The following is a 20,583-nucleotide window of genomic DNA, read 5'->3' on the forward strand; positions in this document are numbered from 1 at the left end:
CCGTCAGCGCGCTCGGGAGTTGAGACGGGCGGCCTGGCGGAACAGGTGGTCGCGCTCGGCGAGGTTCGGGGCCTGGCGGGCGGCTTCGGCGTACAGGGCCGCGGCCGTGGTCAGGTCGCCGGCGCGCTCGTGGAGGTGGGCCGCCACCGCCGTGTACCGGGGGAGCCGCGCGTCCAGTTCCGCCAGCGCGGCCAGGCCGGCGTTCGGGCCGTCCGCCTCGCCGAGCGCGACGGCGCGGTTGAGCCGGACGATGGGACTGGCGGTGAGGGTGAGGAGCTCGTCGTACCACTCGACGATCTGCACCCAGTCGGTCTCCTCGGCCGTGGGCGCGTCGGCGTGCAGGGCGGCGATCGCGGCCTGGGCCTGGAACTCGCCCAGCCGGTCCTGGGCCAGGGCGGCCTGCAGGATCGCCACGCCCTCGGCGATCGCGGTGGTGTCCCAGCGGGTGCGGTCCTGCTCGGAAAGCGGGACGAGGGCCCCATCTGCGGCCGTCCGCGCGGCGCGGCGGGCGTGGTGCAGGAGCATCAGCGCCAGCAGGCCGGAGACCTCGGGGTGGTCGATGACCGCGGCGAGCTGGCGGGTGAGCCGGATCGCCTCGGCGGCGAGGTCGACGTCGCCGGAGTAGCCCTCGTTGAACACCAGGTACAGCACGCGCAGCACGGTCGCCACGTCGCCCGGCTGGTCCAGGCGCACCCCGGCCACGGTGCGTTTCGCGCGGCTGATGCGCTGGGCCATGGTGGCCTCGGGGACCAGGTACGCCTCGGCGATCTGCCTCGTGGTCAGCCCGCCGACCGCGCGCAGCGTCAGGGCGACGGCGGAGGACGGGGTGAGCGCGGGGTGGGCGCACAGGAAGTACAACTGCAGCGTTTCGTCCTGTTCCGGAATCGGTCCGGGGACCGGCTCGGTCTCGACGAGGTCCTCGCGGCGGCGTCGGGCGGCCTCGGAGCGCGCGGCGTCGAGGAACTTGCGCCAGGCCACGGTGACGAGCCAGCCCTTCGGGTCCCGGGGCGGGTCGGCCGGCCAGGCGCGGACCGCCTCGACCAGCGCGTCCTGCACGGCGTCCTCGGCCGCCGCGAAGTCAGCTCCGCGGCGGACGAGGACCCCGATGACGCCCGGCGTGAGGCTCCGGAGCGCGGTTTCGTTCACTCGCCGGTGGTGGCGTGTTCGGCCATGATCGGGCGCAGCTCCAGCCACTCGTGGATCGGCTTGCCGTCCTTGCCCGGCGCCGCGGAGAGCTCGGCGGCCACCTCGAGCGCGCGCTCGTAGCTGTCGACGTCGACGATCGCCCAGCCGGCGATCAGGTCCTTCGTCTCGGCGAACGGCCCGTCGGTGACCGGCGGACGCCCTTCGCCGTCGTACCGCACCCAGGTCCCCTCCGGCAGCAGCGCATGCCCGCCGACGTACTCCCCGGTCTTCTCCAGCCGCTGCGCCCAGTCCCGCATGAACTGGACGTGGGCCGTAATCTCGGCCGGCGTCCACTGCTCCATCGGCACGCCGTTGCGCGCCTCGGGGGCGCCGCGGTAGTGCTTGAGCAGCAGGTACTTCGCCATGGTGGTTCCTCCTCGGTTCGTTGCTTCTGCCGCGGGGACGGAACCGGGCACGGCTTCTCGACATTATTTCCCGGCTCATCCGATTTTTCTTGCGCGCCGTTTGGTCCCGCCGGCCTCGGGGATGGGGACGGTCATGGGCGAGGTGAAGGTCGGCACGGCGTCGTGGACCGACAAGACGCTGCTCGACTCGGGCTGGTACCCGCCGACGGCCGACTCCGCCGCGGCGCGCCTGGGCTACTACGCCTCGCAGTTTCCCCTGGTTGAAGTGGACTCCACGTACTACGCCCCGCCGGCCGAGCAAACGGTTTCCCTCTGGGCGTCGCGGACTCCTCCCGGCTTCACCTTCAACGTCAAGGCGTTCAGCCTGCTGACGGGCCACCCGACGCGCGTCTCGGCGTTGCCGGCCGACCTGCGCCCTGCCGTCGAGAAGGCAACCGTCTACCCGAAGGATCTGCCTGGTCCCGCTCTCGACGACGTGTGGTCCCGCTTCCTGTCCGCGCTTTCCCCGCTGGTTTCCGCCGGCAAACTCGGCGCGTTGCTCTTCCAGTTTCCGCCGTGGTTCACCCTGCGCCGCTCGAACAAGGAAACCCTGCTCGCGGTGGCCGCGCGCTGCAAGCCCCTGCGCGTGGCCATCGAGTTCCGCCACGCCTCGTGGTTCGCCGGCGGCAACGCCACGGAAACCCTTTCCTTCCTCCGCGACCACGACTTGCCGTTCGTCTCCGTCGACATGCCCCAGGGCCACAGCTCGAGCATCCCCCCGGTGGTCGAGGCCACGTCAGACCTCGCGGTGATCCGCTTCCACGGCCACAGCGCCAAGTGGACCAGCAAGGACATCCACGAGAAGTTCGGCTACTTGTACTCTTCGAGCGAACTCAAAGAATGGGCCCCACGAATCCAGGCCTTGGCGGCCGAGGCGTCGAGCACCCACGTGCTGATGAACAACTGCTATGCCGACTACGCCCAGCGCAACGCGGCCGAACTGGAAGCGTTGCTGGGCTAGGCGGCGGCGTCGTCGTACGTCCAGCCGATGAACCGGGCCTCCGCCTGCTCCTCGGGCAACGCCAGGTCGCGATTGGCCCGCAGCATCCACGTGCCGAGCATGGTGCGCAGATCCAGCCGGAGCGCCTCGCCCTGATACCGGGCCAGCAACCGCCGGCGCCGGTCCGCGCAGGGCCAGGCCTCGCCGCACCCCGCGCACTGCCACGACGGGCGGACAAACGTGTGCCGGATTTTCCTACTCATCGCGCGCCTCCACCGGCGTTGATGTCGTTCGACGTCCATCACCGGTAGCGTTGACGACCGGCACACGGTGTGACAGGGGTGACCGTGTTGCCGGGGCAGCCCGGCAACACCTGGCAACACCACGACCCGAGGCGGTGCAGGTGACCTTCGGCGAAGCGATGCGCGCGCGGCGCGAGGCCGCCGGGCTCAGCCTGCGCGCGCTCGCCCGGCAGGCCCACGTCGACCCCGGGCATCTGAGCCGGATCGAGGCGGGCACGCGGCCACCCACGGCGGCCGTCGCCGAGGCCGTCGATCGGGTGCTCGGCGCTGACGGTGCGCTCGTTGCCCTCTGCGGGCGGCGCAGCGGAACGGCGTGGCGGATCGACGGCGAAGGCTGGCGCCGCGACGACGCCGAGGTGCTCGCGGCCGCGCTCGTCGCCGCGCCGCCCACGCCCGGCAGCGCGCTTCGGCTTGCCCATGAGTGGCTGATCGCCGAACCGCCGCAGGTCTTCGCGGTGCGCGCCGGGCGGCGGATCGGTGCGGACACCGTCGAGCAGGTGGAGCGGCGGGTCCATCAGCTGCGGCTCCTCGATGACCATGTCGGCGGCGAGGAAACGTACGAGCTGCTGACCGCCGAGGTCGGGGCCACGGCCGAGTTGTTGCGCACCGCCGCCTATGCCGAGGAGGTCGGGCGCCGGCTGCTGGTGGCGCTCGGGGAGCTGTGCCAGGTGGCCGGGTGGGTCGCCTCGGACGCGGGCCGGCTCCGCGAGGCCGAGCGGCTGTATCTGGCCGGGATGCGGGCCTCACACGCCGGGGGCGACCGGGCGGCCGCCGCGAACAACCTCTCCAGCCTGAGCTACCAGGTGGCGAACGCCGGCGATCCCCGGGAGGCGGCGGTGCTGGCGCGGTCGGCCTCGTGCGGCGCCGACGGTCACGCCTCGGCGACGGCCCGTGCGCTGCTGCTGGAGCGGGTCGCGTGGGCGCAGGCCCGGGCCGGGGACGGGGCCGCGTGCGACCGCACGCTGGGCGCCGTCGAGCGGGAGCTGGAGCAGCGGCGGCCGGACGAGGACCCGGTCTGGGTGTACTGGCTGAGCGCCGGCGAGGTCGAGATCATGGCCGGACGCTGCTGGACGGAGCTGCGGCGCCCGCTGCGGGCGGTGCCGATCCTGGAGCGGGCCACCTCTGGGTACGGCGACGAGGTGGCTCGGGAGTCGGCCCTCTACCTCACCTGGCTCGCCGTCGCGCTCGTCCAGGCGGGCGAGGTCGACCGCGCCGCCGACGCCGCGCTGCGGGCACTGCGGCTCGCCCGGCTGGCGCATTCCGCGCGGGCGACCGATCGGGTCGGCGAGGTGCGTCGGGCGCTGGAGCCGTACCGCGGCAATGTCCTGGTCGACGAGTTCGACGAGGCCTATCGGACCTGATCGGTGGGTGGGGCGGCCGGACTGGAAGCGATGCTGACCTGGACGGCGGCGTCGTACGTCCAGCCGATGAACCGGGCCTCGGCCTGCTCCTCGGGCAGCGCCAGGTCGTGCTTCGCCCGCAGCATCCAGGTGCCGAGCATGGTGCGCAGGTCCAGCCGGAGTGCCTCGCCCTGGTACCGGGCCAACAGTCGTCGCCGCCGGTCCGTGCAGGGCCACGCCTCGCCGCAGCCCGCGCACTGCCACGACGGGCGGACAAACGTGTGCCGGACTTTCCTGCCCATCTCGCGCCTCCACCTCGACCGGCGGCCCTCTTGGATGATTCCGTAGCCTGCCGGGCGCGGGCCGTGATCGGGGTGTTCTGGCCGTCCGCCGGTGTCCGCTGACTGTCCGCGGACGGGCGGACACTCAGGTGGTCGGGAGGGCCGGGCGGTGGGCCTCGAACGCATCGCGCAGCTCGATCGCCGCCGGGGCGCCGGACCGCTTGACGCCCTGGTAGACCTCGACCGCGCGCCACCAGTTCGAGGGCACGATGCGGCCGGAGGTGACGGCGGTCAGGGCCTCGGCCGACGCCTCGTCGGGGCGGCCGGCGGCGAGGAGCGCCAGGCCCAGGTCGAGCCGCGCCGAGGCGACCCGGCGGGGCCGCGGCACGCCGCCCGGCGCAGCCTCCAGTTCGGCGATCGCGTGGCGGGCGAAGTCCTCGGCGGCCGGATCGCCGACCCAGGACAGCGTGGTGGCGGTGTAGCTGATCGCCTTCGCCGGGTCGTACCGGTAGTGGTGCTCGGGGTTCTCCGGAGTGGCCAGGTTGCTGACGAGGCGGGTGACCTGCTCCAGGGAGCGGCGGGTCTCGGCGGCGGCGCCCATCCGTGCCCAGGCCCGGCCCTCCTGCGCGGTGGCCTGGATGAGGGCGGACGACCCGGCCGGAGCGATCGCCTGCGCCCGCCGGGACAGCTCCAATGCGTCCCGGTACCGGCCTGCGGTCAGCACGTCCCACGCCCTGGTCTCCAGGCACCAGGCCCGGATCTCGTCGTGCCCCGCGTGATCGGCCATCTGCTCGGCCGTGGCCAGCCACGCCTCGGCGGCGTCCCCCTGGCGCAGGTCCACGTGCAGGGTGGCCGCAAGCAGGGCCAGCCATCCACCGGTGACGAGCAGCCGGCGCCGCTGGGCGAGCGTCATCCGCGCCTCGTTGAGCGTCGTCACGTAGGCGATGTGTTGCCGGACCCGGGGCAGCAGCTCGGCCGGCGGCGTGCCCGCGTACGCCATCGCCATGTGGTCGGCGACCTGTTCGAGGCGGTGCAGCGTGCCGTCGCTGACGTCGGAGGCCTCGATGCGCCGGGCGAGTTCCAGGGCCTCGAACTCGGCGTCGGGACCGTCGACGGGCGCGTTGCCGGGCGGGGCGCTCGCGGCCGCCAGCGCGACGAGCTCGCCGCCGGCGCCGAGGGCCTCGTCGAGCCGCCGTGCCACGTCCGCGGTGGGCGCCTTCCGCCCGGTGGCCAGGTCGTGGACGTGGGTCTTGCCGTGGTGGACCCGGGCGGCGAGCGCGCGGTAGGACGTCTGCCGCTGCTCGATCAGCCCGCGCAGACGAGCGCCGAACCGCGGGTCGACGTCGCTCATGCTCGAACCGTACCCCTGTCAGTGGGTGGGGCGGCCGAGGCGGAGGGCCATCGTCGGGCACATGTCGACGGCGCGGCGGGCCTGGGGCTCAAGCCAGGACGGTACCGCGCCGTCCGGGATCGTCGGGAAGCCGTTCTCGTCGAGGCGGACCAGTTCCGGCAGGATGTGGGCGCACAACCCGTGCCCGTCGCAGCTGCTCCAGTCCACCGACAGCCGGCCCGCGCCCGGCTCGTCCGGGCCCTCCGGGATCGGCAGGACGCCGCGGACCGGGCGGCCGCAGCCGTGGTGGTACAGGTGGGCGTTCACGTCGTCCGCGAAGACCTCCAGGGCCGACAGGACGAAGCGGGAGCTCCCGTCCGGATGGCTGCACGCCCCGCGGCCGCGCATCGCGGCGCACAGGGCGCGTACCGCCTCCGGGGACGTGCCGCCCGACAGGATGCCGGTCAGCAGCTGGGCCATTTCCGGCATGCCCAGGCGGCAGGGGCCGCACTGGCCGGCTGACTCGGCGGCAAGGTAGTGCGTCACCCTCGCCACCTCGCCCAGGGCGCAGGTGTTGTCAGGGAGGGGCACGATGATGCCGGCGCCCAGGGAGCCGCCCACCTCCTCGAAGCCGCGGCGCGAGATCTCGGCCTGGCCCGCGTCCTCCGGGGTGATCCAGGTGCCGTGGTACCCGCCGGTCAGGACGCCCTGGCCCGTCGGGGCGCCGCAGACTCGGAGGATTTCCTTCAGCGGGGTGCCCGTCGGGGTTTCGATCACGGCCGGGCGGCGGGCGGCGCCGGTGACGGTGAGCAGGACGGTGCCGGGCTCCTCGTCGGTGCCGATCTGAGCGTATTCGCGGGGGCCGATCGCGGCCGCCACGGCCAGCTGGGCGTACGTCTCCGCGTTGGAGACCAGCGTCGGACAGCCCCCGACGCCGGTGTCGCTGGCGCGGACCTTGCGGCCCGGGGGGATGTGGGGCTCGCCGTTGATGCCGCGGACCAGGGCGCCGGCCTCGCCGGAGAGGAAGCGGTGCGGGACCATCACGACGCGGGTGGGCATGGACGTGCCGCGGCGCTCCTCCAGCGCGTCGAGCAGGGACTCCTCGGCCACGCCGTCGTCGGCGATGGCGACGATGAGCTCCGGGGACCGCAGGGCGCTGGCGGCCAGGACGGCACCGTCCAGTACCAGATGGGGGACCATGCTCAGGAGCATTTTGTCCTTGCAGGCGGCCGGTTCGCCCTCGGTTCCGTTGACGACGACGATCGCGGGGAGGCCGCGGCGGTGGGACGACTTGACGACCGCGTCGAGCTTGCGGGCGAAGGGGAAGCCGGCGCCGCCTCGGCCGCCCAGGCGGATCTGGGTCGCCAGGTCCACAAGAGCCGGGAGCGGAATCGGTACCGGCTCGCCGTACACCTTCGTCTGGGCCCATAGGTCGAGGCGGCCGTATTCGCGGACGCCGGCCATCAGTCGCGCCGGGCCGTGGCAGCCCAGGTTGATGACCGGTTCGGTGCTCAGTTCGACGGCGCCGCGGTCAGCCACTGTGCCGGCCCTGGGTGAGCTGGCGCTGGTTCGGGTTCCGGCGGGCCGTGCGCTGCACCGGGACGCGGGGCGGCAGGACGGCGGCAGTGGGGGTGGGGCGGGCGCCGATCGCGTAGCGGCCGAAGCGGGACATGATGCGGACGATCAGGCCGATGCCGACCAGGACGAGGCCGGCCAGGTAGCTGACCGCGACCCAGGTGGCCGCCTGGCGACCGGCGTTCAGGCCGTGCAGCATCGCGATCGGCCAGGACAGGTACGCGCAGCCGTGCAGCAGCCGCCACACCCAGGGCCGCACCTTGCCGGTGAGGCGGCTGCGGGCCAGGCCGGACCAGTACGTGATGAGCATGAGGTAGGCGGCGATGGTGCCGAAGCCGATGAACAGCGACCGGCCCTGCGAGAAGAACGGGATCACGGCGTCACCTAGGGCCGCGTGGGCCTCGAGGACCTTCACGGCGATGTGCACGCCCAGGGCGGCCATCGCCAGGATCGCGGTGGCGCGGTGCACGGTCTGCAGCAGTACCCGCTGCCCGATCGCCAGCAGCAGGCGGTCCGTCGAGGCCAGGCCGATCATGACCGTCAGCGACAGCGCGACCAGCGCCACGACGCCGGCGTAGAAGTGCAGGACCACGAACACGTAGGCGGTCGCCAGGCGGCCCACGTGCGTGTACCCGGCCGCCGCCAGCAGGGCGCCGGCCGCCAGGATCGCGATCGTCGCCGGCCAGCGGCGGCGCTTCGGGGGCCGCCCCTCGCGGCTGCTCCTGGTCAGCCTCAGCTCGTCGCGCACGCCCACCTTCTCTCGCCCGTACCGCTCTCACTCGCGGGTACGGGCCGGCCGTGGCCGGAGGTTCATTGCACGGGCACAAATTTCCCGGAATTTGAACCCAACGGGTGCCGCCATCCGAACAGCTGGATGTGAGACGTCTGCTGAGAGCCCTGTTCGTACTGTTCGGTGCCGGCCTCGCCGCCCTCGCCGTGCCCGCCGTGGCCCTCGCCGGCCCGAACATCCCCACCCAGCTCAGCAACGCCGACCTGACCCTGCTCAACGGCGTGCGTACCGCCGGGCTGTGGGAGATGCCGGCCGGCCAGATGGCCGCGGAGCGCGGGGCCCATCCGATCGTCCGCCAGATCGGCGCGACCATCGCCCAGCAGCACGTCAAGCTGGACCAGGACGTCGTGGACGCGGCCAACCAGCTCGGCGTCACGCTGCCCACCCAGCCGACCGACCAGCAGACCGGCTGGCTCAACGAGATGCGCGGGGCCTCCTCGAACCAGGAGTTCGACCAGATCTTCGTGGCCCGCCTGCGCGCCGCCCACGGCAAGATCTTTCCGATCATCGCCGCGGTGCGCTCCGGCACGCGCAACGAGATCGTGCGCAAGGTCGCCCAGGAGGCCAACACCGTCGTCGAGGGACACCTGTCGATGCTGGAGAGCACCGACCTGGTCCGCTACGGCGAGCTGCCGCCGATCGCCCTGCCCGAGGTCGACATCGCCAACGCGGGCTCCCTCGTGCAGACCGCCCAGGGGCGCGCCGAGGCGGGCAGCGGCTTCAGCCCGACGGTCGTCTGGGTGGTGCTGATCGCCGCCGTCGTGACCGCCACCGCCAACTCGTACCGCGTGTTCCGCCCCCGCCCCGCGCGCTAGCCGGAACGGCCCGCCCCGCGCGCTAGCGTGGACGGATGGAGCTATCGCTGCACGAGCGGGTCGGCGTCCATCTGGAGCGCGCGGCCGCGTCGTCCGCGGGCCGCAGCGCCGAGACGCTCTACGGCGGTCGGGGTCACGCCCTGCACCAGACGCTGATCGCGCTGCGGGCGGGTGCGTCGCTGGCCGAGCACGAGAACCCCGGCGAGGCGACGCTGCTGGTCCTGTGCGGCCGCGTCGTGCTGCGCAGCGGCGCGGAGTCGTGGGAGGGCGGCCGGACCGACCTGCTGGTCATCCCGCCCGCCCGGCACAGCCTGGAGGCCGTCGAGGACTCCGCCGCGCTGCTGAGCGTGGCCAGAAGCGACTGACGTCAGCGGTTGATGGTGAAGTCGACCGGGCCGCTGGTCTTGGTGCCGACGCGGGCCATCACCTGGTACGTGCCGGCCGCCGCCGGGGCCGCGGCCGGGGCGCAGGTGTGCGGGGTCGTGCGGTAGCTGCTCCAGACGAAGCGGTACCGCACCGCGTCGCCGGCCGCGAAGGCGCGCACGTCGGTGGTCTTCTTGGTGTCGCAGTCGTCCGAGGAGAACAGCAGGTTGCCGTCGTGCAGGACCTGGACCTCCTGGGCGCCGGGGCCCAGGTCGCGCGAGCACCAGTCCGACGACTTGCTCGCGATGCTGATGTTGAACGTGAAGGTGCCGCCCACCACGCCGGGGGAGGGGGTGGTGGTGACGGTGACGGCGATCTGGTCGTCCGTGCACGGGGCGACGTTGGCCGGCGGGGCGCTGCGCTCCACGGCGGGGGCCGAGGTGGTGTCCGGGGTGGCGGGGACGATCTGCGGCGGCGCCGAAGGCTCGCCCGTCGAACCAGCGGCAGCGGACGACTGAGGCGCGGCAGAAGCGGGGTTGCTGCTCACGGCGGACGGCTTGGCACCATCGTCGCCACCGCGGACGAAGATCCATACGATGAGCAGGACACCCACGACGGCGACCGCGACCATGGCGCGGCGGCGCCAGTACACGGAGGGTGGCAGAGGTCCGACGGTCCAGCCATTCGCCGGTCGTTGCATTCGGGCAGTTTGCCAGAAGCCGTGCGGCGCTTCAGCCCCGGATTCCCTTGAGTGTGACGCCGGCCGTGGCGGCGAACCAGCCGGGGTCGTCCAGCCACGGAAAGTGACCGGCGCGCGGAGCGAGGGCCAGGGAACCGTTGGGGAACAGCGCGGCGTAGCGGGCCGCGTGGGCCGGGGGGAGCTGGATGTCGAGCTCGCCGCCGACCACCAGCACGGCCGCCGTCACGCGATCGAGGCCGGATCCGACGAGGAAGTCGCCGCTGTAGTACGCCGCGGCGGCCGTCCGGTTGGTCCGGCGCTCCCCTTCGGCGGCGTGGGCGGCCGTGCCGGCGTCCCACCGGCCGTACACGAACGGGGTGATCGCCGCCCAGTCGTCGTCGGCGGGCGCTCCGGCCCAGATGCGCTCCAGGGCCGCGAACGCCGCCGGGAACCAGGGCTCGTCGCGGCGCTGCACGGCGATGGCGCGCCGGTCGTCGTCGGTGACCTCGATGCCGACCGCGCGGGGGGAGGGCGTCACGAGGGTGAGGCGGGCGACCCGCTCGGGAAACCGCGCGGCGTAGTGCACCGCGATCGCCGCCCCCGCCGAGTGCGCCAGCAACGACAGCGCCTCCAACCCGAGGTGTACGCGCAGCGCCTCGAGGTCGTCGGCCTGCCGCTCGCAACGATACGAAGCAACATCCGCCGGCACGGCCGAGTCGCCCGTGCCGCGCAGGTCGAGGCGCAGCGAACCGAGACCGTCCAGGTAGGCGGAGGCCTGCATCGGCCCGCCCGGCACGCAGATCACCGGGTCCGGACTCGCAGCACCGACAACGGTCAGGACGGTGCCATCGAACGCGGTGAACGTCGCCACCCGGCGATCCTACGGGCCGCCGCCACCACCTCGCCGACCTCGACGGCCAGCAGCGCCGGATGGGGCGTCTCGCTGGGCGTGTCGCCGGGCTCGGAGCCACGGCCGCGCCAGATGGCCACGTGCTGCTGGCGGTCCGGCGGCGGGCCCCACAGCCGCGGCGGGACCGGGCCGAACAGCACGACCGACGGCGTGCCGTAGGCGGTGGCGAGGTGGGCGATCCCGGTGTCGCCGCTGACCAGCAGCCGGGCGTGGCCGACCAGCCCGGCCAGGTCGCGCAGCCCGGTGCGCCCGGCGAGCACGGTGGCGGGGGAGAGCCCCGCCTCCCGGGCCACCCGGTGCGCGAGGGCGGCCTCGGCGGACGAGCCGGTGACGACGACGTCGTGGCCGAGGGCGGTGAGGGCCCGGGCCGTGGCCGCGAACCGGTCGGCCGGCCAGCGCCGCAGCCCGGACTTGGACCCCGGGTGCACGATCGTGGCGCCGGGCCGCGGGGACGGTGGCCGGGTGAGGGACAGGTCGTCGGGGTCGGGGCTCAGGCCGTACCACTGCAGCATCCGGCACCACCGCAGGACCTCGTGCTCGTCGGGGCGCCAGTGCGGGCCGCCGCTGCCGAAGCCCAGGGTCCACTCGGGTCGGGCCGTCTCCAGCAGCCAGTGCGACTGCGGTCCGCGGCCGTGCAGGTTGACGGCGACGGCCGGGTGCAGCTCGGGCAGTTCGTCGTCGAGGCCGGTGCAGGGCAGCAGCGCGTCGACGGCCCCGGTGAGCTCGGCCAGGGGCGCCAGCCAGCGGGGGGCGGCCAGGGTCAGCGGCTCGCCGGGGAAGGCGCGGCGCAGCGCCCGCAGCGCCGGGACCGCGGTCGCGAGGTCGCCGACGCCGAGCGCGCGCAGCACGAGGATCACGGGTACGAGCTCTCCGTCTCCGCGCACACGACGAGCTCGCGCACCGCACAGCCGCGGGGCTGCCCGATGGCGAACATGACGGCGGCCGCAACATCGGCCGGATCGTTCAAAACCGCTTCCGGGCCCGGCTTGTACCGCGCGTCGCGCTCGTCGAAGAACCGCGTGCGCATCCCGCCGGGGACGACGAGGGTGACCCCGACCTGCCCGGCGAGCTCGGCGGCCAGGGCCCGGGTGAAGCCGACGACGCCGAACTTGGCCGCGCAGTAGGCGGTGGCGTCGCTGACCGCCTTCACGCCGAGCGTGGAGGAGATCGTGACGACGTGGCCGTGGGTCTCGGTGAGGGCGGGCAGCGCGGCCCGGATCACCGCGGCCGGGGCGAGCAGGTCCACGGCGACGACCCGCTCCCAGGTCTCGGCGGGCACGTCGGCGAGGCGGCCGGGCACGTCCGTCCCGGCCGCGGTGACGACGGCGTCGAGCCGGCCGAGCTCGTCGATCGCCTTGCGGGTGGCGGCCTCGGCGGCCCGGGTGTCGGCGAGGTCGCACTCGATCCAGGGCACGCCGCCGGGGTCGCGGCGGTCGATGACGTACGGCCGCAGCCCGGCGTCGATCGCCGCCTCCACGACGGCGGCGCCGAGGCCGCTGGCGCCCCCGGTGACGAGAATCGCTCGGCTCATGTCCGGATCCCTCCGATCAGACTGGTGGTGGAGCGGCCCTCGAGGTACGGCACGATGACCGTCTGCCCGCCCCACCGCTCGACGAGGTCGGCCTCGGGCAGCTCGGGCCCGCCGTCGGCGTAGTCCCCGCCCTTGACCCAGATGTCGGGCCGCAGCCGGGCGAGAACGGCCTCGGGCGTCGGCTCGTCGAACACGACCACGGCGTCGACGCACCACAGCGCCTCCAGCAGCCGGGCCCGGTCGGCGGCGGGCACGACGGGCCGCTCGGGGCCCTTGAGGCCACGGACGCTCGCGTCGGAGTTGAGGCAGACGACGAGGCAGTCGCCGAGGGAGCGGGCCGCCTCCAGGGTGGCGATGTGCCCGGCGTGCAGCAGGTCGAAGCAGCCGCCGGTGGCCACGACCGTGCCGCCGCGGGCCCGGACCCGGTCGACCGCCTGCTTCTCGGCCGAATCGACGAAAAAACGGCCGACGTACGCGGAGGCCGCCCGCACGGCCGCCGTGACCGCCTCGGTCGGCAGCGCGCCCTGGGCCAGCGCGCCCGCGGCGGCCGCGGCGAAGCGGTCCCCGGCGCCGCAGGAATCCCCCTCGGCAACCTGCGGCGCGGGGACGATGAGCGGGGTCGGCCCGGCGTGGCAGAGCACCGCCCCGCTCGCCCCGGTGGTGACGGCGACGGCCGCGGCCCGCCAGCGGCGGCGCAGCTCGTGCCCGGCCCGGGTGGCGGCGGCGATCCGGCCCCCGCCGCCGGCGTCCTCACTCAAAAGCCGCGCCTCGGCCTCGTTCGGGGTCGCCAGCCTGGCGCCGGGCACGGGCGCGGCTCCGCGCGGGTGCGGGTCCCACACGAACGGGGTCCGGGTCGCGTCGAGGGCGGCCCGCAGGCCGGGCCGGCCGGTGAGCCCGCGGCCGTAGTCGCTGACCAGGATCGCGTCGGCCCGGTCGAGCAGCGCCGAGATGCCGGCCGGGTCGGTCGGCGGGGCGGGGTCGGCGCCGCCGCGGTCCAGCCGCAGCAGGACCTGGCCGCCGGCGCGGAGGCGGACCTTCTCCGGGGTCGGGCCGGGCAGCGTGACCGCGTGCAGCCGCACCCCGGCCGCGCTCAGCAGCTCGGTCAGGCGCAGCCCGCCGGCGTCGTCGGCGAGCGCGGTCACCAGCGTCACGTCGAGCCCGTCGGCGGCCGCGAGCAGCGCCGCGAGCCCGGCCCCGCCCGGCCGGTCCACAGTGGACTCCTCGTCGAGCACGAGGGCGGGCGCGTCCGGGCTGACCCGGCGGACCGTGCCGTCGACGTCGCTGTCCAGGAGGGTGTCGCCGATGACGACGAGCCGGGCGGCCGTCATGAGTACGCCACCAGCGGCCGCCGCCGCGCGATGTGGGCGTCGATGTGCTCGCAGATCACGTGCGCGGCCACCAGATGCAGCTCCTGCACCACCTGGCCGTCGCCGGGGCAGCAGATCGCCTCGTCGGCCGCGAGCGCCAGCGGGTTCGGGCCCGGCCCGGTCAGCGCCCAGCAGACCATCCCGGCCGCGTGCGCCGCCTCGACCGCGGCCAGGACGTTCGGGCTGCGGCCGCTCGTGGACAGGGCGAGCAGCACGTCGCCCGGGCGGCCGTGGGCGCGCACCTGTCGGGCGAAGATTTCGCGGTACCCGTAGTCGTTCCCGATCGCCGTGACCGCCGAGGAGTCCGCGGACAGCGCGATCGCCGACAGCGGCGTGCGCTCGTCCCGCAGCCGCCCGGTGAGCTCGGCCGCGAGGTGCTGCGCCTCGGCCGCGCTGCCGCCGTTGCCGCACACCAGCAGCCGGCCGCCGTCGCCGAGGATCGCGGCCAGCCGCCCGCCCCAGCGCTCCAGGTGCGCCGACGCCAGCCGGAACGGGCCGATCGCGGCGGCGAGCGCGCTCAGGTGCGCCTCGAGGGCCCTCACCGGGCCACCGCCTCGACCCGCACCCCGGCCGCCGCCTGGTAGACCGCCTCGACCTGGGTCGCCGTGCGCTGCCACGAGTAGCGGGTGCGGGCGCGGTCGAGGGCGGCGGAGGAGTACCCGAACCGCCGCATGTCACTGCGCAGCAGCCGGCGCAGGGCGTGGCCGAGGGCGCGCGGGTCGCGGGGCGGCACCAGGTCGCCGGTGACCCGGTCGACCACGGTGTCGAGGAGCCCGCCGACGGCGGTGGCCACGACCGGGCGCCCGCACGCCATCGCCTCGAGCGGGGTCAGGCCGAACGGCTCGTACCACGGGACCGACGCGACGACGTCGGCCGAGCGGTACCAGGCCGGCATGTCGGCCACGGCGACCTGCCCGATCAGCCGGACCCGGTGCTCCACGCCGCACCGCTCGGCGACCAAGCGCAGCCGGCGGGCCTCGGCGGTGCCGGCCGCACCGGCGATGACGCACTCGGCGTCGGGGACGTACAGCATGGCCCTGATCAGGTCGGCGAAGCCCTTGCGCGCGACGAGCCGGCCGACGGAGAGGATGCGGGGCCGTCGCCCGGGCGGCTCGGCGACCGGCCCCTCGGGGGTGAACAGGTCGAGGTCGACGCCGGAGGGCACCAGCGAGATGCGGGCCCGGGGCACGCCCATGCCGACGAGCTCGCGGGCCTCGTCGCGGCACTGGGCGACGACCCGGTCGGCGAGGCGGCCGAGGCGCCGCTCGAAGCCGACCCGCCGGGCCGGGCTGGTGTCGGCGGTGCCCTGGTGGCGGCGCTTGACGATGCCGAGGGCGTGGAACGTCTGCACGACCGGGATGCCGTGCGGGTTGGCGGCGGTGAGCGCGGCCAGCCCGCTCATCCAGAAATGGGCGTGCACCACGTCCGGCGTCCACGGGTCGCGGTCCCAGCGGTCACCGAGCCAGCGGCCGAACTCGCCCATGTACGGCAGCAGCGCGTCCTTCGGCAGCGGCGCGGGCGGCCCGGCCGGCACGTGCACGACGGTGACCCCGTCACGCACCGCCACCATGGGCGGGTGGCCCGGGCCGTCGCGCCGGGTGTAGACGCGGATGTCGTGGCCGAGCCCGGCCAGGGCCGCGGCCAGCGCGGCGACGTGGGTGTTCTGTCCGCCGGCGTCCTCGGTGCCCGGCGCGGCCAGCGGGCTGGCGTGCTCCGAGATCAGCGCGATGCGCACAGCTCCTCCTCCAGGAGTCGGTCCCAGTCGGCCAGGAACCGGTCGAGGCCGTAGCGGCGCAGCGCGGCGGCCCGGCCGGCGGCCCCGAGGCGCCGGGCCTCCCCGGGCGATGCGATGAGCCACCGCGCCGCCTCGGTCAGCGCGCCGACGTCGGTCGACAGCACGCCGGCCTCCGGGGGTACCGCCGCCACCGCCTCGGTCGTCGCCAGCGCCACGACCGGCAGGCCGATCGCCATCGCCTCGATCAGGCTCAGCCCGAGCGACGTCCACCGGCACAGGTGCAGGTAGGCGCGGCGGCGGGCCAGTTCGGCGTGCATGGCGGCCTGGGGCAGGTCGTCGAAGACCGCGATCCGCTCGGCGGCCAGCCCGGCCACGCCCATGCCGAAGACGTCCAGGGGCGCGGCCGCGGCGAAGCGCGGGAACAGGTCGGTGCCGGTGACCCGGCCGCGGCGGACCGGCTCGTTGGTGACCACGGCGAGCCGCTCCAGCTCGCCGGTGTAGCGCGCCCGCGGCGGCACGATGCCGTGCTCGATGACCGTGGTCCGGGTGCGGCCGCAGTCCCAGAACAGGTCGTTGAAGTGGGTGACGTGGACGATGACGACGTCGTCGCGGTCGGCCAGGGGATGGCGGCTGTCGGGCACGGCGGTGCGGGGCGTGTTGTGCTCGACGTACACCTTCGGCAGGCGCGCGGAGGCGGCCCACAGCTCGAGCAGGTCCAGCTCCTCGGGGCGCTGCAGGAGCACGAGGTCGATCTCCGCGCCGGCCAGGTGCTCGTACGGCACCTCCTCCACCGTCTCCGGCCAGTCGAAGGTGCGGGCGCGGCCCCGCCCCCACGGCCCGCGGTCGTCGGTGACCGGCAGGAGGTACCGGTGCTTGCCCTGCACGAAGGCGGTGGTCCACGCGCCGTGCACGTGCCACAGCAGGATGTTCACCGGTCCCTCCGGGCGGTGCGCAGCAGCTCCACGGCGGCGACGACCGCGCCCGGCTCGATCTCGGCCAGGCACGGGTGGCCGCCGATCGGGCACAGCGCGGCGCGGGTGTCGCGGCAGGGGACGGTGGGGTCGCCGAGCCGCACGACCGGCACCCGGAACGGGCCCCACTGTCCGAAGGGGACGGTCGGCGCGTAGAGGCTCACGACCGGGGTGCCGACGGCCGCGGCGACGTGCGCCGGGCCGGTGTTGCCCACCACGACGCAGTCGGCGCGGGCCACGATCGAGGCCAGCCCGGCCAGGCCGGTGGCGCCGCCCAGGTCGGTCCCGAAGTCGCCGGCCACCTCGGCGGTCAGCTCCTTCTCGGCCGCGGTGCCGGTGACGAGCACGCGGTGCCCGGCGGCGGCGAGGGCCTTGACCACGGCCCGGTACACGTGCGGCGGCGCGGCCCGGGCCGGGACCGACGCGCCGGGGTGCACGACCACGTAGGGGCCGTCGTCGGCGATCGGCGGCGGCGGTTCGACGATCCGCAGCCGCAGGTCGTCCCCGGCGGGTGGCGGGAATCCGGCCGCGAACGCGAGCGACAGGGCCCGTTCCGCCTCCGGTACCCCCGAAGGCACCCGATGCCGCACGTCGAGCAGCGCGCCGGGGTAGTCGTCGCTGATCGCGCTGATCCGCGCGATCCCGGCCATCCGCAGCAGCAGCGCCGTCGGCAGCGCGGACTGGTGGAACGAGGTGAACACGACCGCCTCGTCGGCCCCGATCGCGGCCAGCCGGGCCACCAGCCCGGTCATCGCGGCCGGGTCGAAGACCTCGGGTTCGGGGTCGATCCACGGCAGCCGCCACTCGACGACCTCGTCGACGCCGGGCAGCATCTCGGCCGCGGCCCGCCCGCGCGGCCCGCACAGCAGCACCACCCGGCCCGCCGAGGCCGCGACCGCGCGGATCGCCGGGCCGGTGACGAGCACGTCGCCGGCCGAGTCGGGGCGGACCACGAGGACGGTGCCGGCGGTGTGCGGGGCCCGCTCGCCCGACGGGAGCAGCTCGTCGCGGCGCAGGATCAGGTCCACGGCCTGGCACAGGTCGGCCGCGACGGCCGGGGCCGCGCCGACCTCGCGGGCCAGCGTGACGTGGGTCGGGACCAGGATGCCGGCCGCACCGGCGGCGAGCGCGGCCTCCATGTCGCGGCCGATGTCGCCGACCACCGCGCACCGCTGCGGCGTGGTGCCCAGCTCGCCTGCGGCCTGCTCGATCAGGCCCGGCTTCGGCTTGCGGCACGGGCAGCGGGCCAGGTCGTCGTGCGGGCAGACCTGCCACGTGTCGAACGGCCCGAGCAGCTCCTCGATGCGGGCGTTGACCCGCCCCAGCTGCTCGGCCGTGACCAGGCCGCGGGCCAGGCCGGACTGGTTGGTGACGATGCCGAGGCGCAGGCCGGTGGCGCGCAGCCGGTCCAGCGCGGCCCGGGCGCCGGGCACCGGGCGGACCAGGGCGGGGTCGTTGTTGTACGGCACGTCCTCGACCAGGGTGCCGTCGCGGTCGAGGAGCACGGCGTCGAAGAGGTTCATGCCACCCGCCGGGGCCGCAGGCCGGCGAGCCAGTGCCCGACCGCGAGCGGGGGGATGAGAATGCTGGTCAGGGCCATGGTGGTGACCTCCGCTGGGGTGCGCGGTCCGGGGGCGATGCGCGCGGCGGCGAACTCGGCGGTGCCCGCCGCCCAGGCCAGCCCGAGCGCGGGGGAGAGCCGCCGCCACCGGCCGGGCAGGGCGAGCGCGGCCAGGGCGCCGAGCCCCGCGGCGGTGACGAGGGCGTGCCGGGCCCGGCGGCCGCGCGGGATGCCCAGCAGCAGGCGCCAGTCCGGCCCGTAGAGGCGGCGCAGGAAGGCGTCGTCGGCGTTGCCGCGCTGGGTGCGCAGGCTCACCCAGGGGGTCTCGGGCCGGACCGGGTGGGTGACCGCGCGCTCGCCGCGGACCAGCCGCCAGCCCGCCCGGCGGACCCGGTGCGCGAACTCGGCGTCCTCGCGGAACGCGCGGGGGAACCGCTCGTCGAACCCGCCGGTTTCGAGCAGAACCCTTCGCCGGTACGCCATGTCGGCCGTCAGCCACGCCCCGCGCTCCAGGCCGATCGTGGCCCGCTCCCAGTCCGTCGGGCGGCGGCCGGCCGGGCGGGGGACGTGGACGCGGCCCTGGACCCCGCCCACCTGCTCGCCGACGGCCAGGTCGGCGCGCAGCCGGGCGAACCAGCCGGGCTCGGGGACCACGTCGTCGTCGAGGAACACGACCCACTCGCCGGTCGACTCCCGCCAGCCGGCGTTGCGGGCCGCGGCCGGGCCCCGCCGCGCGCGGTCCTCGACGACGATCACCTCGGCGTCCGGCGGCAGCGTCCCGAGCGCGTCCAGCAGCGTGCGCAGGCTGGTGCGGCCCAGCGTCGGCACCACGAGGCTGACGCCGGTCACCGCCCGCCGCCGAAGGCCGCGGCCCGGTGCACCGCGAACGGCCCGATGGCCAGCAGGTCGACCGGGGCGGAGCCGAACAGCTCCATCGCCTCGCGAGGGGTGTCGACCATCGGGCGGCCGGCCGTGTTCAGCGACGTGTTGACCACGACCGGCAGGCCGGTGCGCGTCTCGAACGCGGCCAGCATCCGCGCCACCAGCGGCTCGTCCCGCTCGTGTACCGTCTGCACGCGCGCGGTCCCGTCGACGTGCACGACGGCCGGGATCCGGTCCGTCCACTCCGGACGGACGCGGTGCGCGAAGAGCATGTACGGGCTCGGGCACACGCCGTCGAAGACGTCCGCGAAGCGCTCGGCGCGCACCATCGGCGCGATCGGGCGGAACTGCTCGCGGCCCTTGACGTCGTTGAGCCGGGCCGTCATCGCCCGCTCGCCGGGGTGCGCCAGCAGCGAGCGGTGGCCGAGGGCGCGGGGGCCGAACTCGCTGCGGCCCTGGAACCAGGCGACGATCCCGCCGGCCGCCAGGACGTCGGCGGCGGTGGCGGCGATGTCGGGCGGGCGGGAGTACGGCAGCGCGGCTCTTCGCAGCTCCTCCTCGAGCTCCTCGTCGCTCCAGCCCCGGCCCAGATCGACGCCGCGCATGGGCTCGATGCTGGCCTCGAGCGCGGCCGCGACGTGCAGGGCGGCGCCGAGCGCGGTGCCGGCGTCCCCGGCCGCGGGCTGCACCCAGACGCGGCGGAACGGGCTCTCGGCGGCGATGCGGGCGTTGGCCACGCAGTTGAGCGCGACGCCGCCGGCCATGGTGAGCGTCGGCGGGCGCCCGGCCATCTCCCAGGTCCAGCGGGCCAGGTCCAGCAGCACCTCCTCCAGCCGCCGCTGCACCGACGCGGCCAGGTCGGCGTGGTCGGCGGTCAGCTCGCCGCCGGCCGCGCGGGCCTTGGCCAGGGCCGGCCAGTCGATCGGCTCGACCGCGAAGCCGCCGGCCTCGGTGGGGTACACGAGGTCGCGCAGTTCGGGCAGGAACCGGGGGCGGCCGTAGGAGGCCAGGGCCATCACCTTGTACTCGTCGCTGGAGCGCCGGAAGCCCAGGTGCCGGGTCAGGTCCTCGTACAGCAGGCCCAGCGAGTGCGGCAGGCGCTGGGCCGCGAGGGTGGTCAGCGCGCCGTCGCGGTAGACGCCGGCGAGGTGGCTGGCGGTCTCGCCGCGCCCGTCGAGCACCAGCACCGCGCCGTTGCCGCCCGCGGCCAGCCCGGCCGAGGCGGCGTGGGCGACGTGGTGCGGCACGAACCGGACCTGCTGCGGATCGAGGCCCGGCAGCGCCTCGGCGAGGAACCGCGGCGCCCGGCGGGCGTAGTCGACCCGCAGCGCGTCGGCCGGGTCGTGCACGCCGAGGGCCGCCAGGTCGCCGCAGAGGGCGGGGTCGAACGAGTATCCGACCGCGTCGAGGTCCTCGGGTCGCAGGCCCGCCGCGCGCAGGCACCAGGCGGCGGCGAGCTCGGGCAGTTCCCAGGCGGAGAACGGGACCGGCCGCTTGCCGTGCTTGCGCCGGCTGAACCGCTCCTCCTCGGCGGCGGCGACCGTGCGTCCGTCGATGACGAGGGCCGCGGCGGGGTCGTGGAAGATCGCATTGATCCCGAGGACTCTCACGCCCCGGCCGAC

Annotated in this window: 22 protein-coding genes; 4 read left to right on the forward strand and 18 right to left on the reverse strand. The window is 75.3% G+C overall.

Going from position 1 to position 20,583, the window contains the following annotated elements; all coding sequences use genetic code 11:
- Positions 1 to 3: 3 nt before the first annotated feature.
- Positions 4 to 1,146 (reverse strand): RNA polymerase sigma factor, encoded by a 1,143-nt coding sequence (locus tag ACQPZ4_RS22325; RefSeq protein ID WP_433064376.1) that lies wholly within the window; start codon positions 1,144 to 1,146, stop codon positions 4 to 6.
- The gene (locus tag ACQPZ4_RS22330) at positions 1,143 to 1,550 is read right to left on the reverse strand and encodes a YciI family protein (RefSeq protein WP_433064379.1); all 408 of its coding nucleotides are present in this window, start codon (positions 1,548 to 1,550) and stop codon (positions 1,143 to 1,145) included. Before ACQPZ4_RS22330 ends, ACQPZ4_RS22325 begins: the two co-directional genes overlap by 4 nt.
- Before the next feature lie 133 nt (positions 1,551 to 1,683).
- On the opposite strand from ACQPZ4_RS22330, the gene ACQPZ4_RS22335 reads away from it, so the two are divergent.
- On the forward strand, positions 1,684 to 2,550 hold the full coding sequence (locus ACQPZ4_RS22335; RefSeq protein ID WP_433064382.1) for a DUF72 domain-containing protein: 867 nt from the start codon (positions 1,684 to 1,686) through the stop codon (positions 2,548 to 2,550).
- Here the strand turns inward: ACQPZ4_RS22335 and ACQPZ4_RS22340 are convergent.
- Positions 2,547 to 2,792 (reverse strand): hypothetical protein, encoded by a 246-nt coding sequence (locus ACQPZ4_RS22340; RefSeq protein ID WP_433064385.1) that lies wholly within the window; start codon positions 2,790 to 2,792, stop codon positions 2,547 to 2,549. The two genes, ACQPZ4_RS22335 and ACQPZ4_RS22340, sit on opposite strands and share 4 nt — an antisense overlap.
- A gap of 140 nt (positions 2,793 to 2,932) precedes the next feature.
- Between ACQPZ4_RS22340 and ACQPZ4_RS22345 the strand changes: the two genes are divergently transcribed.
- Entirely contained in the window at positions 2,933 to 4,192 is a 1,260-nt protein-coding gene (locus tag ACQPZ4_RS22345; protein WP_433064388.1) for a helix-turn-helix domain-containing protein, read from the forward strand.
- On the opposite strand, the gene ACQPZ4_RS22350 is transcribed toward ACQPZ4_RS22345, so the two are convergent.
- From ACQPZ4_RS22350 to ACQPZ4_RS22365, 4 genes are all read right to left on the reverse strand, one after another.
- Positions 4,180 to 4,473: a hypothetical protein gene (locus ACQPZ4_RS22350; protein ID WP_433064391.1), complete on the reverse strand. Its 294-nt coding sequence runs from the start codon at positions 4,471 to 4,473 to the stop codon at positions 4,180 to 4,182. The genes ACQPZ4_RS22345 and ACQPZ4_RS22350 overlap by 13 nt on opposite strands.
- A gap of 124 nt (positions 4,474 to 4,597) precedes the next feature.
- Positions 4,598 to 5,803, reverse strand: coding sequence for a helix-turn-helix domain-containing protein (locus ACQPZ4_RS22355; protein ID WP_433064393.1), 1,206 nt, complete (start codon positions 5,801 to 5,803; stop codon positions 4,598 to 4,600).
- A gap of 18 nt (positions 5,804 to 5,821) precedes the next feature.
- Complete coding sequence (locus ACQPZ4_RS22360) at positions 5,822 to 7,321, reverse strand: NADH-ubiquinone oxidoreductase-F iron-sulfur binding region domain-containing protein (protein WP_433064395.1); 1,500 nt, start codon at positions 7,319 to 7,321, stop codon at positions 5,822 to 5,824.
- A complete protein-coding gene (locus ACQPZ4_RS22365) occupies positions 7,314 to 8,105 on the reverse strand; it encodes a hypothetical protein (protein ID WP_433064398.1) in 792 nt (263 codons plus the stop codon). Before ACQPZ4_RS22365 ends, ACQPZ4_RS22360 begins: the two co-directional genes overlap by 8 nt.
- A 128-nt stretch (positions 8,106 to 8,233) precedes the next feature.
- Between ACQPZ4_RS22365 and ACQPZ4_RS22370 the strand changes: the two genes are divergently transcribed.
- Together ACQPZ4_RS22370 and ACQPZ4_RS22375 are read left to right on the forward strand one after the other, a co-directional pair.
- The gene (locus tag ACQPZ4_RS22370) at positions 8,234 to 8,962 is read left to right on the forward strand and encodes a DUF4142 domain-containing protein (protein ID WP_433064400.1); all 729 of its coding nucleotides are present in this window, start codon (positions 8,234 to 8,236) and stop codon (positions 8,960 to 8,962) included.
- A gap of 35 nt (positions 8,963 to 8,997) precedes the next feature.
- Positions 8,998 to 9,327, forward strand: a complete 330-nt coding sequence (locus tag ACQPZ4_RS22375) for a LuxR family transcriptional regulator (RefSeq protein ID WP_433064403.1) — start codon at positions 8,998 to 9,000, stop codon at positions 9,325 to 9,327.
- A 2-nt stretch (positions 9,328 to 9,329) separates the two neighbouring features.
- Here ACQPZ4_RS22375 and ACQPZ4_RS22380 read toward each other — a convergent pair whose 3' ends face one another.
- The 11 genes from ACQPZ4_RS22380 to ACQPZ4_RS22430 are packed head-to-tail and all read right to left on the reverse strand — an operon-like array spanning position 9,330 to position 20,571.
- On the reverse strand, positions 9,330 to 10,025 hold the full coding sequence (locus tag ACQPZ4_RS22380) for a hypothetical protein (RefSeq protein ID WP_433064405.1): 696 nt from the start codon (positions 10,023 to 10,025) through the stop codon (positions 9,330 to 9,332).
- Between the two features lie 31 nt (positions 10,026 to 10,056).
- Entirely contained in the window at positions 10,057 to 10,875 is an 819-nt protein-coding gene (locus ACQPZ4_RS22385; protein WP_433064408.1) for an alpha/beta fold hydrolase, read from the reverse strand.
- Complete coding sequence (locus tag ACQPZ4_RS22390) at positions 10,839 to 11,771, reverse strand: glycosyltransferase family 9 protein (protein ID WP_433064411.1); 933 nt, start codon at positions 11,769 to 11,771, stop codon at positions 10,839 to 10,841. The genes ACQPZ4_RS22385 and ACQPZ4_RS22390 overlap by 37 nt, the downstream gene beginning before the upstream one ends.
- A complete protein-coding gene (locus ACQPZ4_RS22395) occupies positions 11,768 to 12,445 on the reverse strand; it encodes an SDR family oxidoreductase (RefSeq protein ID WP_433064414.1) in 678 nt (225 codons plus the stop codon). Before ACQPZ4_RS22395 ends, ACQPZ4_RS22390 begins: the two co-directional genes overlap by 4 nt.
- Entirely contained in the window at positions 12,442 to 13,773 is a 1,332-nt protein-coding gene (locus ACQPZ4_RS22400) for a PfkB family carbohydrate kinase (RefSeq protein ID WP_433064417.1), read from the reverse strand. The genes ACQPZ4_RS22395 and ACQPZ4_RS22400 overlap by 4 nt, the downstream gene beginning before the upstream one ends.
- On the reverse strand, positions 13,770 to 14,354 hold the full coding sequence (locus ACQPZ4_RS22405; protein WP_433064420.1) for a D-sedoheptulose-7-phosphate isomerase: 585 nt from the start codon (positions 14,352 to 14,354) through the stop codon (positions 13,770 to 13,772). Before ACQPZ4_RS22405 ends, ACQPZ4_RS22400 begins: the two co-directional genes overlap by 4 nt.
- Entirely contained in the window at positions 14,351 to 15,547 is a 1,197-nt protein-coding gene (locus tag ACQPZ4_RS22410) for a glycosyltransferase (protein ID WP_433064422.1), read from the reverse strand. The genes ACQPZ4_RS22405 and ACQPZ4_RS22410 overlap by 4 nt, the downstream gene beginning before the upstream one ends.
- On the reverse strand, positions 15,532 to 16,479 hold the full coding sequence (locus tag ACQPZ4_RS22415; RefSeq protein ID WP_433064425.1) for a glycosyltransferase: 948 nt from the start codon (positions 16,477 to 16,479) through the stop codon (positions 15,532 to 15,534). The genes ACQPZ4_RS22410 and ACQPZ4_RS22415 overlap by 16 nt, the downstream gene beginning before the upstream one ends.
- Positions 16,476 to 18,041, reverse strand: a complete 1,566-nt coding sequence (locus ACQPZ4_RS22420; protein ID WP_433064427.1) for an HAD-IIIA family hydrolase — start codon at positions 18,039 to 18,041, stop codon at positions 16,476 to 16,478. Before ACQPZ4_RS22420 ends, ACQPZ4_RS22415 begins: the two co-directional genes overlap by 4 nt.
- Positions 18,038 to 18,928, reverse strand: coding sequence for a glycosyltransferase family 2 protein (locus tag ACQPZ4_RS22425; protein ID WP_433064429.1), 891 nt, complete (start codon positions 18,926 to 18,928; stop codon positions 18,038 to 18,040). The genes ACQPZ4_RS22420 and ACQPZ4_RS22425 overlap by 4 nt, the downstream gene beginning before the upstream one ends.
- Complete coding sequence (locus tag ACQPZ4_RS22430; protein WP_433064432.1) at positions 18,925 to 20,571, reverse strand: carbamoyltransferase family protein; 1,647 nt, start codon at positions 20,569 to 20,571, stop codon at positions 18,925 to 18,927. The genes ACQPZ4_RS22425 and ACQPZ4_RS22430 overlap by 4 nt, the downstream gene beginning before the upstream one ends.
- Positions 20,572 to 20,583: the final 12 nt, after the last annotated feature.

The sequence above is a fragment of the Dactylosporangium sp. CS-033363 genome (assembly GCF_050942475.1).
GTDB lineage: Bacteria > Actinomycetota > Actinomycetes > Mycobacteriales > Micromonosporaceae > Dactylosporangium.

Bases quoted from the DNA above. Each gene is read 5' to 3' on its own strand.
- ACQPZ4_RS22395 (WP_433064414.1), bottom strand. From the start codon at position 12,445: ATGAGCCGAGCGATTCTCGTCACCGGGGGCGCCAGCGGCCTCGGCGCC.
- ACQPZ4_RS22335 (WP_433064382.1), top strand. From the start codon at position 1,684: ATGGGCGAGGTGAAGGTCGGCACGGCGTCGTGGACCGACAAGACGCTG.
- ACQPZ4_RS22355 (WP_433064393.1), bottom strand. From the start codon at position 5,803: ATGAGCGACGTCGACCCGCGGTTCGGCGCTCGTCTGCGCGGGCTGATC.
- ACQPZ4_RS22380 (WP_433064405.1), bottom strand. From the start codon at position 10,025: ATGCAACGACCGGCGAATGGCTGGACCGTCGGACCTCTGCCACCCTCC.
- ACQPZ4_RS22400 (WP_433064417.1), bottom strand. From the start codon at position 13,773: ATGACGGCCGCCCGGCTCGTCGTCATCGGCGACACCCTCCTGGACAGC.
- ACQPZ4_RS22330 (WP_433064379.1), bottom strand. From the start codon at position 1,550: ATGGCGAAGTACCTGCTGCTCAAGCACTACCGCGGCGCCCCCGAGGCG.
- ACQPZ4_RS22340 (WP_433064385.1), bottom strand. From the start codon at position 2,792: ATGAGTAGGAAAATCCGGCACACGTTTGTCCGCCCGTCGTGGCAGTGC.
- ACQPZ4_RS22350 (WP_433064391.1), bottom strand. From the start codon at position 4,473: ATGGGCAGGAAAGTCCGGCACACGTTTGTCCGCCCGTCGTGGCAGTGC.
- ACQPZ4_RS22375 (WP_433064403.1), top strand. From the start codon at position 8,998: ATGGAGCTATCGCTGCACGAGCGGGTCGGCGTCCATCTGGAGCGCGCG.
- ACQPZ4_RS22420 (WP_433064427.1), bottom strand. From the start codon at position 18,041: ATGAACCTCTTCGACGCCGTGCTCCTCGACCGCGACGGCACCCTGGTC.